At 71.1% G+C, this 14,324-nt stretch carries 14 protein-coding genes; 4 read left to right on the top strand and 10 right to left on the bottom strand.

Annotation, left to right across the window (positions count from 1 at the left end; all coding sequences use genetic code 11):
* Positions 1–4: 4 nt before the first annotated feature.
* Both QF027_RS03295 and QF027_RS03290 read right to left on the bottom strand, forming a co-directional pair.
* On the bottom strand, positions 5–1,513 hold the full coding sequence (locus QF027_RS03295) for a metallophosphoesterase family protein (RefSeq protein ID WP_307072505.1): 1,509 nt from the start codon (positions 1,511–1,513) through the stop codon (positions 5–7).
* Positions 1,514–1,562: 49 nt separating this feature from the next.
* A complete protein-coding gene (locus tag QF027_RS03290) occupies positions 1,563–2,450 on the bottom strand; it encodes an MHYT domain-containing protein (protein ID WP_307072503.1) in 888 nt (295 codons plus the stop codon).
* Positions 2,451–2,726: 276 nt separating this feature from the next.
* On the opposite strand from QF027_RS03290, the gene QF027_RS03285 reads away from it, so the two are divergent.
* On the top strand, positions 2,727–3,503 hold the full coding sequence (locus QF027_RS03285; RefSeq protein ID WP_307072501.1) for an SDR family oxidoreductase: 777 nt from the start codon (positions 2,727–2,729) through the stop codon (positions 3,501–3,503).
* A 56-nt stretch (positions 3,504–3,559) separates the two neighbouring features.
* Here QF027_RS03285 and QF027_RS03280 read toward each other — a convergent pair whose 3' ends face one another.
* The 4 genes from QF027_RS03280 to QF027_RS03265 all read right to left on the bottom strand — a co-directional run bounded on the left by QF027_RS03280 (position 3,560) and on the right by QF027_RS03265 (position 6,932).
* Positions 3,560–4,330, bottom strand: a complete 771-nt coding sequence (locus tag QF027_RS03280; protein ID WP_307072499.1) for an alpha/beta fold hydrolase — start codon at positions 4,328–4,330, stop codon at positions 3,560–3,562.
* An 82-nt stretch (positions 4,331–4,412) separates the two neighbouring features.
* On the bottom strand, positions 4,413–5,222 hold the full coding sequence (locus QF027_RS03275; protein ID WP_444876084.1) for a DUF899 domain-containing protein: 810 nt from the start codon (positions 5,220–5,222) through the stop codon (positions 4,413–4,415).
* 83 nt (positions 5,223–5,305) lie between these two features.
* Positions 5,306–6,070 carry an ABC transporter permease gene (locus tag QF027_RS03270; RefSeq protein ID WP_307072497.1) on the bottom strand — a complete coding sequence of 255 codons (765 nt, stop codon included), beginning with the start codon at positions 6,068–6,070 and terminating at the stop codon, positions 5,306–5,308.
* Complete coding sequence (locus QF027_RS03265) at positions 6,054–6,932, bottom strand: ABC transporter ATP-binding protein (RefSeq protein ID WP_307072494.1); 879 nt, start codon at positions 6,930–6,932, stop codon at positions 6,054–6,056. Before QF027_RS03265 ends, QF027_RS03270 begins: the two co-directional genes overlap by 17 nt.
* A 45-nt stretch (positions 6,933–6,977) precedes the next feature.
* On the opposite strand from QF027_RS03265, the gene QF027_RS03260 reads away from it, so the two are divergent.
* Entirely contained in the window at positions 6,978–7,673 is a 696-nt protein-coding gene (locus QF027_RS03260; protein WP_307072492.1) for a TetR/AcrR family transcriptional regulator, read from the top strand.
* A 4-nt stretch (positions 7,674–7,677) separates the two neighbouring features.
* Here QF027_RS03260 and QF027_RS03255 read toward each other — a convergent pair whose 3' ends face one another.
* The gene (locus QF027_RS03255; protein ID WP_306986215.1) at positions 7,678–7,893 is read right to left on the bottom strand and encodes a 4-oxalocrotonate tautomerase family protein; all 216 of its coding nucleotides are present in this window, start codon (positions 7,891–7,893) and stop codon (positions 7,678–7,680) included.
* A 183-nt stretch (positions 7,894–8,076) separates the two neighbouring features.
* Between QF027_RS03255 and QF027_RS03250 the strand changes: the two genes are divergently transcribed.
* Positions 8,077–8,940 (top strand): helix-turn-helix transcriptional regulator, encoded by an 864-nt coding sequence (locus QF027_RS03250; RefSeq protein WP_307072490.1) that lies wholly within the window; start codon positions 8,077–8,079, stop codon positions 8,938–8,940.
* A 162-nt stretch (positions 8,941–9,102) separates the two neighbouring features.
* Here QF027_RS03250 and QF027_RS03245 read toward each other — a convergent pair whose 3' ends face one another.
* The gene (locus QF027_RS03245; RefSeq protein WP_306986217.1) at positions 9,103–10,464 is read right to left on the bottom strand and encodes a DEAD/DEAH box helicase; all 1,362 of its coding nucleotides are present in this window, start codon (positions 10,462–10,464) and stop codon (positions 9,103–9,105) included.
* A 158-nt stretch (positions 10,465–10,622) separates the two neighbouring features.
* Here QF027_RS03245 and QF027_RS03240 point away from each other — a divergent pair, with 158 nt between their 5' ends.
* Complete coding sequence (locus tag QF027_RS03240; RefSeq protein WP_307072488.1) at positions 10,623–12,698, top strand: S9 family peptidase; 2,076 nt, start codon at positions 10,623–10,625, stop codon at positions 12,696–12,698.
* Here the strand turns inward: QF027_RS03240 and QF027_RS03235 are convergent.
* Both QF027_RS03235 and QF027_RS03230 read right to left on the bottom strand, forming a co-directional pair.
* Positions 12,695–13,450: a dienelactone hydrolase family protein gene (locus QF027_RS03235; RefSeq protein ID WP_307072485.1), complete on the bottom strand. Its 756-nt coding sequence runs from the start codon at positions 13,448–13,450 to the stop codon at positions 12,695–12,697. The genes QF027_RS03240 and QF027_RS03235 overlap by 4 nt on opposite strands.
* Positions 13,451–13,583: 133 nt before the next feature.
* Positions 13,584–14,204, bottom strand: coding sequence for an L-threonylcarbamoyladenylate synthase (locus QF027_RS03230; protein ID WP_037712834.1), 621 nt, complete (start codon positions 14,202–14,204; stop codon positions 13,584–13,586).
* Positions 14,205–14,324: the final 120 nt, after the last annotated feature.

The raw sequence follows: 14,324 nt of genomic DNA, 5'->3' as shown, positions 1-14,324 counted from the left end.
CGGGTCAAGACCGGGGCAAGGGAATGGTCACCTCGTCCTCGACCGGCGGGTCGATCTCCTGGGCGAGGTTGCCGGTGGCCGCGAAGCAGCGCAGACGCACCGCCTCCGGAGTGACGTCCAGGCGCAGGAAGCACTTGAAGAACGGCGGGCTGTACGTCGCCGAACCGGGCGAGAACAGCTGCGTGTAGATCTTGCGCACCGGGAGGCGGAACCGCGAGGCGCGGTCCGGGCGGCCGCCCGCGCCCAGGAGACTGGCGACCAGGCGAATACGGAAGGTGACACGCGCAGGCTCGCCCGGGAGACGGGTGGGCGGGATGCCGAGCCGCTCGGCGATCACCGCGGTGGCCTCGGCCTCGGTGAGGGTGAAGAAGCGGCGCAGGTGCAGCCTGCGGCCGTAGAGCCTGCTGTAGAAGGCCAGGGAGTCACCGCGCAGTGGATAGCAGCGGAAGTCCTTCTCGGTGACGTTCGCGATCGAGACATGCGGGATGGTGTGGGTGGCGTGCATGAACGCGCCGCCGCCGCCCGAGACGACGTACTGGATGGTGCGACCGTCCACGTCGACCGGGTAGCGCTGGTAGTTGTGGATGTCGCCGCCGATCGCCGCGACATAGTGGTGCTCCGGGGCGCGCACGATGTCGTCGACCGTGCCGCCGCCCTCGATGGCGCAGGGGTGGTGCTCGCCGTCCACGTACAGGGGCGAGCCCGTGATGAGGATCTTCGGGCGCGGGCCCCGCGAGACCTCGCGCAGCCAGGCGCCCTGTTCGGCGTCGATGGTGCCGAGCAGCCCGGTGTCTATGCCGATGATGCGAAGCGGGCCGGCGTCGACGGCCCAGTACGGACCCGGCTGGACGGTCCGTTGGGCCGGTGCCGCCCGCAACCGGCGTGCTCCGTCCAGGCGTTGGCCGTCGTCGGTGCGCGGTCGGTGCCACAGCAGGGACCGCACCCAGGCGCGGGTCAGGGGACGAGGCGCGGGCTCGGGGTCGAGGGGCGGGGCGTCGTCGCAGAAGACGCGCATGAAGGCGCCGAGGTCTTCGTACCAGTCGTGGTTGCCGGGTATCGCGTAGATCGGCGCCGGATAGTCCTGGTACGGCCGGAAGAACTTGGTGCCGTAGTCGTCCGCGCTGCCCACCGGGTAGATCACGTCACTGGCGACGACCGCGAACCTCGTGTCCTGACCGATCTTCAGAAATCCTGGCACGACGGCGTATTGAGGATCGTCGCCCTCGCCGGTGTCGCCGATGACCATGAACGAGAAGCGTTCGGGGTCCTCCCGCCGGATCAGCTTGTCGGCGGGTGCGCCGGCCGCCGCGCGCTGGGCCACCCAGCGGCTTCGGGTACGGCCCGTCGGGTCCCCGAACCAGGAGGCGACCACGCCGTTGCGGGCGGCCCACAACGTCCGGGGGTTCAGCCACGAGATCTTCTCGACCTTGGACGGCATCAGCCGCTTGTACTCGCCGAGTTGGGCAGAGCCCCAGCCGGCGCCTTCGGCGGTATCGCGTGAGGAGTCAGACACCGGTGCACCGTAACAACGATCTAGAAACGGCCGGGAAGGGGGGCGACTCTCACCTCTGCGGGCTGTGCGGCGCGGCCCACTGCGGATCCTGCGGTGCCCGGGCGTGGACCACCCTGTCCTCCTGGTCCTCCTGGTTCTCGAAGGCCGAGTCGGGCTGCGGTGCGGTGCTCGCGGTCGAGGCGGACCGGCGGTTCCAGTCGCCGTCGCCGAGCACCAGGAGCGGGTCGAACATGACCACTACTCCGGCCAGCAGCAGAAAGATCACCGGCCCCAGGAGCATGGGCAGCAGCAGCGAGGTGGGCGAATCACCCGCCCACGAGCCGCCGGTCCTGTTGTGCACATGGACGCTGACCGCGGACATGCCCGTGTAGTGCATCCCCGTCACGGCGACGCCCATGATCAGGCTGGCTCCGAGGCTCGTCGTGAAACCCCGGATCGTGACGGCCGCCCACAGTGCCGCGGTCGCCGCGACGATCGCGATGACCACGGAGAGCGCGACCGTGGTGGCGTCGTACCGGATCGTCCCGTTCAGGTGCAGGGCCGCCATGCCGAGGTAGTGCATGGCCGCCACGCCGAGCCCGGTGATCACGCCGGCGAAGGACAGGTTCAGGGTGCTGGCGCCGCGACAGCCGACGATGAACACGCCGATGCCCACGACGACGATGGCCACGGCGAGGCTGAGGACCGTGAGTCCGGTGTTGTAGCGGATCCGGGTCTCCACGACCTGGAAACCGATCATCGCGATGAAGTGCATCGTCCAGATGCCGCAGCCGATCGAGGCGGCACCGAGTGCCAGCCAGCCGGCCCTCCACGACTGATTGCTGAGCAGGGTGCGCACGATACAGCGCAGCCCCAGGGCCCCTCCCAGGCACGCCATTAAGTAGGCGGCCACCGGGGTCACCGCACCATAGCGGAACCCGTCAACTGTGCCTTCCATAAGCCAACTCCCCCCAGAGTTCTGGCTGGTTGTCGTCGAAGGGTTACGGCAGGCGATCCGGTAAAGCAAGGCATTACCGGTGGTAAGAGGAGAACCGTCGAATAGCGCGGTTGAACTTAAGTCACAATGAGGTGGGTTTCAGCCAAGCGGTCTCCCGGGGGCTGCCACCGTGCCAGAGTTGAGCGGATGTCAGGTCCTCGGCCGGGGGCTGGCACGCGTCTGTGGTCGGGAAAAGCGCTTGCCGCTCCGGGGGTCGCTCGTGAACGATCCCGTCCCGTGACAACACCATCTCTCTCTGCCGCCCGCCCCCTCGCCCTGATCACCGGCGTGGGCCGCACCGTCGGTATCGGCGCCGGTATCGCGCAGCGGCTGGCGGGCTCGGGTTGGGACATCGCCTTCACCTACTGGAACCCGTACGACGCACGGATGGCCTGGGGAACCGAGTCCGGCGCCACCGAGGCGATCGAGGCGAGCCTGTCCGAGCGGGGCGCGGCCACCGCCGCCATCGAGGCGGACCTCGCCGACCCCGACACACCGGCCCGGGTCTTCGACGAGGTGGAGCGGCGGCTGGGCCGCCCAGTCACCGCGCTGGTGATGAGCCACTGTGAGTCGGTCGACTCCGGCCTGCTCGACACCACCGTCGAGAGCTTCGACCGGCATTTCGCCGTCAACACGCGCGCGACCTGGCTGCTCATCCGGGAGTTCGGCCGCCGCTTCGCCGCGGAAAAGGGCGCGGGCCGGATCGTCAGCCTCACCAGCGACCACACCGTCGGCAACCTGCCCTACGGGGCGAGCAAGGGCGCCATGGACCGCATCACGCTGGCCGCCGCCCACGAGCTCGCCCATCTCGGCGTGACCGCCAACGCCATCAACCCGGGCCCCGTCGACACCGGTTGGATGACCGAGGAGGTTCGCGCGCACTGCATCGGCGCCACCCCGCTCGGCCGCCTCGGGACTCCGCAGGACACCGCCCACCTGGTGGACTTCCTGTGCTCACGGGAGGGTCAGTGGATCAACGGGCAGCTGCTGAAGAGCAACGGGGGCCTCGCCTGAGCCTGTTCTGCCTCGTCCCCCCATCTCCGGGCCCCCGGGCCGCTGTGCCGGCCGCGTCACGCGAAGAACTCGCCCAGCAGCGGCAGCAGCAGGGACGTCCGCCGCATGAGGGACATGTGCGTGGTGGCCGGCAGGACGGCCAACTGCGCCTGGGGGATCAGGCGTTGCATCTCCGCCGCGTGCTCCACCCGTACGAAGTCGCTGTCACCGACGAGCAGCAGCGTCGGCGCCCGCAGTCCGCGCAGGTCGTCGGCGGTCCAGGGCAGAGGGGCGTGCGCCGCCGCCGAGATCTTGGCGAGGAAGTCCTGGAAGTGGTCGGGGTCGGGTGCGACGGCCGCGTACGTGTCGGCCATCTCCTGGAAGTCGGCCTGGCTGGGCAGCCGGGGCGAGCTGTAGTCCGGGACGCGGACCTCTTCGTGGACCCCGTCCTGGGTGTACATGGTGGCGGCGAGCGCGAGCCGTCCGACGCGCTCCGGGTGCCTGACGGCGATCTCCAGCGCGGTCAGCCCGCCCAGGCTGAACCCGAGGAAGTCGGCCTGCTGGATGCCCAGTTCGTCGAGCAGCGCCACCACGTCCGACGCCAGAGCCGGCACCGTCAGCGCACGGTCGGTGTCGGCGGTGTGGCCGTGCCCCTGCAGCTCGGGAGCCACGACATGCCGGTCGGCGGCCAGGGCGGGCAGTACGGCGGAGAAGGCCAGACCGACCGTCTGGCCACCGCCGTGCAGCAGCACCAGCGGACGGTTCCCGTCAGGGGCGTCGCCGTGGGTCTCGTAGTACATCTCCAGGCCGTTGACCTTGGCGTGGGCGGAACTGTTCGGCACGGTCATCACATCCGTTCTGGGGGAGCCGTATAGGAGGAAGACCATGCGCGGACGCGGAAGTCATCGGTGCTCAGCCGTGCCCGTCAGCTCAGTCGTACTCGTCCGGAAGCCGCATCGCCGGGCCGCCGACCTGGAGCCCGAGCGGGGTCGCGCGGCCGTTGGGCTCCTCCCAAGCCTCCTGACGGCCGAGGGCGGTGAGGTCGAGGTAGGGATAGCCGTTGTGGAACTCCTCGATGCCCCGGCCGAAGGTGGAGTAGGTGTGGAAGACCTCGTCGCCGACCCGAAGGAAGGCGCTGATCCCCGGCCAGTCGCCGCGCATGCTCGGCGACCAGGGCGTTCCGGCGTGGGCGAGCTCGGCCTCGGAGCGGTGGAAGACCTGCACCGGTGCGACCCGCTCGTCGACGGTCGCGTGGAAGTCGTAGTTGAAGTCGCCGCCCGCCGAGGAGTACCAGGGGAACGACCAGCCCATCCGTTCCCGGTACGCGGCGAGTCTCGCGTACGGCGCCCTCGTGACCGCGGCCAGTGAGGTGTTGCGGACATGGAGTTGCCGCAGGTTGCCGATCTGGTCGGCCGCGGAGGAACAGCTGGGGCAGCCCGTGTCGCGGGGGTGCTCGGCGCCGTCGGCGTCGAGGTCGAAGGTCCACATGAAGTGATGGACGACCAACTGGGCCCGGCCCTCGAAGAGTTCGAGCAGGCTCACCTCGCCGTGCGGACCTTCGAAGGCGTACGGCTTCTCGACGCGGACCATCGGCAGCCGCCGCCGGGCGGCGTTGACCCGGTCGCGCGCCCGGGTGACCTCCTTCTCCTCGGCCAGCAGCTCCTTGCGGGCGAGGAGCCACTCCGCGCGTGAGACCACCTCGGGCAGATGCGCCATCGCCGTCATCTCGATCCTCCCCACCGCTCCTGCCCCCTGTCGGGCAAGGGGCCACGGGCCACCTCTCCAGCTTGCGCCCGACGCGGACACGGGGCGAACGTGCCCGCCTAGAGCGCCACCACCCGCCCGCTGCGGCCCTGAAGCCGGACCGAGGCCAGGGTGGCGCAGACCACGGCCACGCCGAAGAGCGTGCCGCAGGCCACCGCCGCGGTGCGGACGTCACCCGCGAGAGCGGCGCGCAGGCCGTGGGCGGCCCAGTAGCCGGGGGAGGCCGGAGCCACGTCCGCCACCCACGCCGGCAGGACGCTGAGCGGCACGAGCGCGCCGCCGACGCTGCTGAGGAGCATGCCGCCGATGTCGTAGGCCGCGGAGAGCTCGCCCATGGTGCGCACCAGAACGCCGAGCAGCGCCCCGAGCGCGAGCAGCGTGCAGCTCCAGTTGAGCAGGACCCCCAGCACCAGGAACGGATGCGAGACCCGCAGCCCGAACACGCACACCCCGAAGCCGACGATCAGGAGCTGCTGGGCGAGCAGGGCGGTGAGCACAGGGACGGCCTTGCCGAGGAGCAGCTCCGCCGGATGCAGCGGCGTGCCCCGCAGCCGGTCCCAGGTGCGGCCGAGCCGCTCGGTGAGGATGGCGTTGCCGGAGATGCTGAGCGCGAGCAGCGAGAAGGTGACCAGCGTGCCGACGACAGCTTGTTCCGTACCGGCCGTGCTGCCCTGCGCGGACAGGTAGAGCGGACGCAGCAGGATCATGAAGACCAGCGGCAGGATCATCCGGCTCAGCAGCGGGCCGGGTTCGCGCAGCATCAGCAGCGCGTTGTGACGTACGAGGACGCCGAGGCGGGTGGCGGACTCACTCGGCGGCGTCATGGCCCCGCCTCCCCTCACGGGCTGCGGTTTCCAGGGAGTGATACAGGTCGTCCAGACTGGGGCGGTGCACGTCGACCGAGACGGGCGTACGGCCGGAGGCGAGCAGGGCGGCCAGGTCGGCGCCGGGATCCGTGGTCGGCATCCGCAGCTGGGGCTCCGCCGGGTCGGCGAAGGTGACCCTGAGCTCGCCGGGCAGGTGGCGGGTCAGCTCCTCCTGGGTGCCGCGCGCGATGACCCGGCCGGCCCTCGCGAGCGCCAACGTGGCGTCCAGGTCGACGAGTTCGGGGAGGTAGTGGGTCGTGTAGACCACGGCGACACCTGTCTCGGCGCGCGCCCTGACGGCTGCCAGCAGTGCCGAGCGGGTCTCCGGATCGGCCCCGGCGGTCGGTTCGTCAAGCAGCAGAAGGGGCGCAGAGCCGACCATCGCGGTGGCCGCCTGGACCCGGCGGCGCTGCCCGCCGGACAGCACGCCCACCGGCCGGTCCGCGAGCGTCGACAACTCAAGCTCCTCAAGGACCCGGGCGATCCCCGCCTCGCGGCGCCGCGCGCGCAGCCCCGCGAGGCCGGCGAACAGCCGCAGGTTCTCCCGCACCGTGACGCTGCCGTACAGGGCCAGCTCCTGGGGAGCTACCCCGATGAGCCGTCGCGCGGCCAGCCCTTCGGCCAACGCGTCGTACGGCCCGATGCGGATCCGACCCGCGTCGGGACGCAGAAGACCCGTGACGATCTCCACGAAGGTGGTCTTGCCTGCCCCGTTGTGGCCGATCAGGCCGACGATCTCGCCTGGTTCGACCGTCAGATCGAAGCCGTCGAGCGCGCGATGACGGCCATGACACTTCACCAACCCGCCCGCTACGAGCATCTTGCCCCCTCATGTCTACGGCGTATACGTCTACACTGTAGACCCATGGGTGGCAGGCGGGAAGAGATCCTGGACGCGGCACTGGACATCGCCGACGAGCGCGGCCTGGAGGCGGTGTCGATGCGTGCGCTGGCCGAACGGGTCGGTGTCACGCCGATGGCGTTGTACCGGCACGTCAAGGACAAGGCGGCGCTGCTGGACGGCATGGTCGGACGCCTGCTGTCCGCGCTGTTGCCGAAGGACGCGGTGGAGGAACAGACGTGGGACGAACGGCTGAACACCCTCGCGCACGCCTGCCGGAAGGTGACCCAGCGGCATCCCTGGGCCGCGCACCTGCTCTTCTCGCGCCCCGCCGTCACACCGGACGCCGTGCGCGCGGTGGACATCATCTACCTGGCCCTGATCGAGGCCGGGGTCCCGGACTCGGAGGTGCCCCGCCTGGAGCGGCTGATCAGCACCTTCGTCATCGGCTTTGCCACGTCTGAAGCCTCGGGCCGCTTCGCCCCCGGTGCCCTCGACCCACGCAGCCGCCGCGGCCAACTCCGGGACAGCGAACTCCCCGGCCACACCAGGCTCGGGCCCTGGCTGGACCTTCCCGTCGACCTCACCGCGGAGTTCGAGGCCGATCTGTCGGACATCCGGCGACTGGTGGTGGGGGCCGCGCGGGGGAGGGGTGACGTGGGTACGGCCGGTGGCAGGAGCACCACCGAGGCCGTCGACCACTCCGCCCCTCACGGCTGAGCGGTCAACTTCCCACCGTCCCCCCGAGTTCGGCGAGAGTCAGCACGTTGCCGCCGATGCCCCAGCCGCCGTCGGTGACCTCCTCGACGAGAACGAGGGTGGTGGCGCGGGCGCGTTCGCCGTAGACGTCCACGTAGAGCTCGGTGGTGCGAGTGATGATCTGTTCCTTCTGCTCCTCGGTGAGGGTGCCGGCGGGGACCTTGAAGTTCGCGAACGGCATGCGCTGCTCCATCTGTGTCTGCGGGGTGTGTCCACGGGTGGCGAATATGCGGACCGAAGCCGTCGGGCGGGCCCGCCGCTGCACACCACCCTCGCCCGCTGCCGCGCGCGCAGCCAGGGCTGTGTCCACCCTGGGGTCGGCATCCCCTGGCTCCGCCTCCGCGTCCCGCGTGATGATGGCCGGATGAATCTCGCCGAACTCGCCGCGTTTCTGAGGTCCCGGCGCGCCCGCGTGCGGCCCTCCGACGTAGGACTGCCCACCGGACCCCGGCGCCGGGTCCCCGGCCTGCGGCGTGAGGAGGTCGCGCAGCTGGCCGGTCTGTCGGCGGACTACTACACCGAACTCGAGCGCGGAGGTGACGTGCAGCCCTCCGCGCAGGTGCTGGCCGCGCTCGCACGGGCGCTTCGGCTCGGCGGCGACGAACGCGACCACCTCTTCCACCTCGCCGACCGGCCCGTCCCCACGGCGGCCCGCGGCTCGAACGCTCATGCCCAGCCGGCCCTGCTCGGCCTGCTCGACCGGCTCACCACGACGCCCGCGCAGATCATCACGGACCTGCACGAGACCCTCGTCCAGAACGAACTCGCCGCCGCGCTGGTCGGCCGCGCTCCCACGCGCCGGGGGGCGGCCGGAAGTTTCGTCCACCGCTGGTTCACCGACCCCGTCTCCCGCACCGTCTATCCCACCGAGGACCACCCACAGCACTCCCGGGCCTTCGTCGCCGACCTCCGGGCCGTCGCCGCCCGGCGCGGCCGCGACACGGAAGTCGCCGGGATGGTGTCCGATCTGCGGCGACGCAGCGAGGAGTTCGCCGCCCTGTGGAACATCCACGACGTCGCCCTGCGGCGGACCGACCACAAACGCATCGTCCACCCCACGCTGGGAGTCGTCGAAGTCGACTGTCACACCCTGTTCAGCGAGGACGGACGCCAGCGCCTGCTGTGGTTCAGCGCCCCGCCGGGCACCGAGGGTGCCGCCCAGCTGGAACTGCTCTCCGTCATCGGCACCCAGGACATGTCCGCCGACGACGAGACCACGTTGCGGTAGGCGGGCGCCCTGACTCCCTCACCACCTACGTGTGGGCCTCCATCCTCCACGCCTGGAACGACGAGGAGAGTGGCCGCATCCCCGCCGCCCTCAGGGAGGCGGCCCGGGCCCGGCGCCCGCCCGCTGATGATCGAGAACGTCGCGCCGGAGGGCGACGAGCGCTCAGCCGCCGCGACGCACCTGGGCCGCCCTCCGGGCCTCGGCGAGCTTGCGGGCCTCGCCGGACTTCCGGGACTTGCCGCCGGTGCCGCGGGAGGCGTCCTTGCTGGTGCCCAGCCCGCGGAAGGGGGCGTTGGTGTTCTTGGGCCGCGACACAGCGGGTCCCCGGTCGAGCGGGGTGCCGGAGGGAGCCTTGGCTCCGGTGATCCGGCTCAGCTCCGCCTCACCCGAGCGCACCTTGGTGACGGTCGGCTCGATGCCGGCCTCGGCCATCACCCGACTCGTCTCGCGGCGCTGGCCCGACAGGACCAGGGTGACGACCTTTCCGGACTCACCCGCCCGGGCGGTACGCCCCGCGCGGTGCAGATAGTCCTTGGGGTCCGTGGGCGGATCGACGTTGACGACGAGGTCGAGGTCGTCGATGTGCAGGCCCCGGGCCGCGACATTGGTGGCGACCAGGACGGTGACCTGGCCGTCCTTGAACTGCGCGAGGGTACGGGTGCGCTGCGGCTGGGACTTGCCGCTGTGCAGGGCCGCGGCGTGCACTCCGCCGGCCCGCAGATGCCGGGTGAGCTGGTCGACGGCGTGCTTCGTGTCGAGGAACAGCAGCACACGGCCGTCACGGGCGGCGATCTCCGTGGTGACGGCGTACCGGTCGGGGCCGTGGACGACCAGGACATGGTGATCGCTCGTCGAGACGGCGCCTGCGGACGGGTCGACCGAGTGCACCACGGGGTCGTTGAGATAGCGGCTGACCAACTGGTCGACGTCACGGTCCAGGGTGGCCGAGAAGAGCATCCGCTGGCCGTCGGGGCGCACCTGGTCGAGCACCTCGGTGACCTGCGGCAGGAAGCCCATGTCGCACATCTGGTCGGCCTCGTCGAGGACGGTGATCCGCACCCGTCCCAGGCGGCAGGCCTTGCGCTCGATGAGGTCGTGCAGCCGTCCGGGCGTGGCGACGACGACTTCGGCCCCCTCCCGCAGCGCGGCGGTCTGCCGGCCGATCGACATGCCGCCGACGACCGCGGCCATCCGCAGCCGGAGTGCGTCGGCGTACGGCGCGAGCGCCTCGGTGACCTGCTGGGCCAGCTCCCGGGTGGGCACCAGGATCAGGGCGAGGGGCTGCTTCGCCTCCGCGCGCTGCCCGGCCGTCCGGACGAGCAGCGGCAGGCCGAAGGCGAGCGTCTTGCCCGATCCGGTGCGCCCGCGCCCCAGGACGTCACGTCCCGCGAGGGCGTCGGGCAGCGTGGCCGCCTGGATCGGGAAGGGCTCGCGCACGCCGTGTTCGGTGAGGGTGCGCAGCACCTGGGGCGGTAGCGCCATCTCGGAGAAGGAGGGGGTGCCGTGGTGGTCCGGGTGGTTCATGCAGAGCCTTCCGCAGAGGAGACGTACCGAGGAAGGCCCGGCAGGAGGTCATGCGTGCGCAAAGGTTAGACGGTAACACAAAGTGATGGTTGGGGTAGTGTGTCTCGATTTTATCGAACACGCGTTTGTGCCTTGGAGGCGGTGGAAGGAACCCCCGCATGGCGCCCACCACTTTCCCCGAACAACTCGTCCGCACCTGCCGCTTCACCCGAGGTGTCCCCGAGCGGTTCACCGTTTCGCCCGACGGAGGGACCATCCTGTTCCTTCGTGGGCGCACGGGTGACGATCCGGCCGCCTGTCTCTGGGCGTTGGACGTCGGTTCGGGGAGGGAGAGGCTGCTGGCCGACCCGTTCCGGATGCTCGCCAACGGGCGCTCGCCGCGAACGGCCGGCATCGAGGCCTACGGCACCGACGAGGCGACCGGTGTCGTCGCCTTTGCCCTGGCGGGCGGGCTCTGGAAGCTGGACGTGGGCAAGGGGGAGCCTCGCCGACTGCCCGTGGTCGGCCCGGTCGCTGACCCCCGGCCCGATCCGACCGGATGTCACATCGCCTACGTGTCGCACGGCGCCCTGCGTGTGGTGGAGGTGAACGGCTCCGGGGATCGCTCGGTGGCCGAACCGGACACTCCCCGCGTGGAGTTCGGAACCGCCGTACACACGGGCGCCACATCCCTCGACGGCAACCGCGGGCACTGGTGGTCCCCGAACGGCGGTCAACTGCTGTTCGCTCGGACCGACTTCACGCACGTCCGGCCCTGGCCGACGGTCGAGCCGACCGGACCCCCGGCGACCCGCACCGCCCTCGCCGGAACTCCCAATCCGGACGTCACCCTGTGGCTCTCCGCACTCGACAGCCCACCGGTACCGGTGAGTTGGGACCGGACGGCCTTCGAGTACGTCGTGGGCGCCGGCTGGGACGCACACGGACCCTGGGCCGTCGTCCAGTCCCGTGACCAGCAGGCCGTCCGGTTCCTCGGGATCGGGCCGGGCGACGGGCGGACGACCGTCCTGGACGAGCAACGCGACCCGTGCTGGGTACAGCTCGTGCCCGGGCTGCCCACGCGTACGGCATCCGGAGCTCTCCTCGCCCACCGGGACCTGCGGGGCACGAGACATCTCACCCTGGACGGAACTCCCGTGACCCCCAGGGGGCTGCAGCTGCGGACCGTGCTCGGCACCGACGGCGAGGAGGTCCTGTTCACGGCCTCCGGTGAGCCCGCGGAGACCCATCTGTGGAGTTACGGTCCCAAGTCCGGCCTACGGCAGCTGAGTTCCGGGCCCGGCGTCCACTCCGGCACCTCCCGCGGCGGCACTCTGGTCCGGATCACCCGTGACGCCGAGCGGCCCGGCGGGCGGGCCGAGGTGCTGCGGGCAGGCGCACCGGCGGTCGCTGTCCTGTCGTACGCCGAACGCCCGGTCCTCGACCTCCACCCACAGCGTCTCGTCCTCGGTCCCCGAGGGTTGGCCGCCCGGCTCCACTTCCCCTCCTGGTACCGCCGGGGCAGTGGCCCGCTGCCGGTGCTCGTCGACTCGTACGGCGGAGCGGGGCTCCAGCGCGTCACCGCGGAGCTGGACTGGCGGGTCCTGCTGTCGCAGTGGTTCGCCGAGCAGGGGTTCGCGGTGCTCACGACCGACGGCCGCGGCACACCGGGCCGGGGACCCGACTGGGAGCGCGAGGTGTACGGCGACCTGTTCGGGCCCGTCCTCGACGACCAGGTCACCGCCCTGCACGAGGCCGCGCGCCGGGATCCCGACCTCGATCTCGGCCGGGTCGCCGTCCGCGGCTGGTCCTTCGGCGGGGCACTCGCCGCCCTGGCCGTGCTGCGCCGCCCCGACGTGTTCCACGCTGCCGTGGCCGGTGCGGGCGTCGCCGACCAGCGGCTCTACAACGCCCATTGGCGCGAGCGGTTCCTCGGCCACCCCGACGCGTTCCCGCAGCGGTACGACGCCTGCAACCTGCTCCTCGACGCGCCCCGCCTGACGCGTCCGCTGCTGCTGATCCACGGCCTGACCGACACCAACGTCCCGGCGGTCAACACACTCCGCCTCTCCGAGGCGTTACGGACCGCGAGACTCCCGCACGAACTCCTGCTCCTGCCGGGCACCGGCCACCAGCCGATCGGCTCGCCTCTCACGGGGCAGCTGCTGGAGGGCCAAGTGCGCTTCCTGCGGCGCCACTTGGACGTCGGGCCGACGCAGGAGCCGACCGGCCACCCCGTGCGGCGCTCGTCCTAGAACGTGCGCTTGAGCAGGTCGAGCAGTGCCGCCCAGTGCCGCTCGTCGCCCTCGCGGTGGTACGAGGCGGTGTCGGCCTGGGTGAAACCGTGCGGGGCGCCGTCGTAGACCTCGCACCGGTGGCGGACTCCGGCCCGGGTCAGCGCGGCGGCGAGGCGCTCGATCTGCTCGGGAGGCAGCGACGGGTCCTGGTCCGCGTGGCCGAAGTACAGCTCGGCGGTGATGTGCTCGGCCACCAGGTGCGGGCTGTCCGGAGCTTCGGTCGCCAGACGTCCGCCGTGGAAACCGGCTGCCGCGGCCACCCGGTCCGGGTAGGTACCTGCGGTGAGCAGGGACAGCCGTGCGCCCATGCAGTAGCCGGTGAGGGCGACCGGGCCGTCGGCGACCTCGGGGCGGTCGGCCAGCCAGTGCAGATACGCCCCGGCGTCCCGCATCGCGAGCTCGGGCGTGAGCGCCTGCACCACCGGCATGATCTTCTTGAAGAGCTCCGGCCGCGCGCCGGGGTCGATGAACTCGGGCAGTTCGAAGACCGGCGCGCGCCCGTGACGGTAGAACAGGTTCGGCACGAGAACCGTGTAGCCGGCCTCGGCGAGCCGGTCGGCCATCGACTTCAGCTGGGGGCGCAGCCCGAAGGCGTCCTGGAAGAGCAGGACGGCCGGCCTGGGCACGCCATCGCCGGGGTGGGCCAGATAGGCGTCGGCGACGCCGTCCTCGGTGGGGATCTCGACGGCGGTTCCCTGTGCGGAGGTCATGGGGGGTGCCTCTCTGTGCATGCGACGGTGAGCAGGTCGCCGACCCGGCGGAACCGGGCCGGGCACATGGTTGCACGCACCATCCAGCTGGTCGTCGCGCCCCCCTCCCACTTGAGGGCCGCTTTACTCGAATTTACTCGAACCGGCTGGTGTCACCCGCACCGTGCCGCACGATCTCTGCCTCGCCGCCGGAGAAGTCGATCACCGTCGTCGGTTCGGTGCCGCAGTCCCCGGAGTCGACGACCGCGTCCAGCACATGGTCGAGACGGTCCTTGATCTCCCAGCCCTGGGTCATCGGCTCCTCCTCGTCGGGCAGGAGCAGGGTGCTCGACAGCAGCGGCTCTCCGAGCTCGGTGAGCAGCGCCTGGGTGACGACGTGGTCCGGGATGCGCACGCCGACCGTCTTCTTCTTAGGGTGCTGGAGCATGCGCGGCACCTCCTTCGTCGCCGGAAGGATGAAGGTGTAACTGCCGGGCGTGGACGCCTTGATCGCACGGAACACGTCCTTGTCGACCCGTACGAACTGGCCGAGCTGCGCGAAGTCCTGGCAGACCAGGGTGAAGTGGTGCCGGTCGTCCAGATGCCGGATGGTACGGATCCGGTCGATGCCGTCACGGCTGCCCAGCCGGCACCCGAGCGCGTAGCAGGAGTCCGTCGGATACGCGATCAGCGCGTCCGAGCGGATGCTCTCGGCGATCTGGGAGATGGTGCGGGGCTGCGGGTTGTCGGGGTGCACGTCGAAGTACTTCGCCATCCGTCGAGCTTATGCCGTCGCCGGACGGCGGCGACGCAGGTACATGGGTGCCGTCCCCGACCGACGTGTGTGCGCTCGGACGACCGAAGGCCTCGGCACGGGCCAAAACGGCCGGGTTGA

The organism is Streptomyces canus (assembly GCF_030816965.1).
GTDB lineage: Bacteria > Actinomycetota > Actinomycetes > Streptomycetales > Streptomycetaceae > Streptomyces > Streptomyces canus_E.
This window is presented reverse-complemented; position numbering and strand designations above follow the sequence as displayed.

Bases quoted from the DNA above. Each gene is read 5' to 3' on its own strand.
- QF027_RS03250 (WP_307072490.1), top strand. From the start codon at position 8,077: ATGAATCTCGCCGAACTCGCCGCGTTTCTGAGGTCCCGGCGCGCCCGC.
- QF027_RS03235 (WP_307072485.1), bottom strand. From the start codon at position 13,450: ATGACCTCCGCACAGGGAACCGCCGTCGAGATCCCCACCGAGGACGGC.
- QF027_RS03265 (WP_307072494.1), bottom strand. From the start codon at position 6,932: ATGCTCGTAGCGGGCGGGTTGGTGAAGTGTCATGGCCGTCATCGCGCG.
- QF027_RS03230 (WP_037712834.1), bottom strand. From the start codon at position 14,204: ATGGCGAAGTACTTCGACGTGCACCCCGACAACCCGCAGCCCCGCACC.
- QF027_RS03255 (WP_306986215.1), bottom strand. From the start codon at position 7,893: ATGCCGTTCGCGAACTTCAAGGTCCCCGCCGGCACCCTCACCGAGGAG.
- QF027_RS03245 (WP_306986217.1), bottom strand. From the start codon at position 10,464: ATGAACCACCCGGACCACCACGGCACCCCCTCCTTCTCCGAGATGGCG.
- QF027_RS03270 (WP_307072497.1), bottom strand. From the start codon at position 6,070: ATGACGCCGCCGAGTGAGTCCGCCACCCGCCTCGGCGTCCTCGTACGT.
- QF027_RS03280 (WP_307072499.1), bottom strand. From the start codon at position 4,330: ATGACCGTGCCGAACAGTTCCGCCCACGCCAAGGTCAACGGCCTGGAG.
- QF027_RS03260 (WP_307072492.1), top strand. From the start codon at position 6,978: ATGGGTGGCAGGCGGGAAGAGATCCTGGACGCGGCACTGGACATCGCC.
- QF027_RS03290 (WP_307072503.1), bottom strand. From the start codon at position 2,450: ATGGAAGGCACAGTTGACGGGTTCCGCTATGGTGCGGTGACCCCGGTG.
- QF027_RS03240 (WP_307072488.1), top strand. From the start codon at position 10,623: ATGGCGCCCACCACTTTCCCCGAACAACTCGTCCGCACCTGCCGCTTC.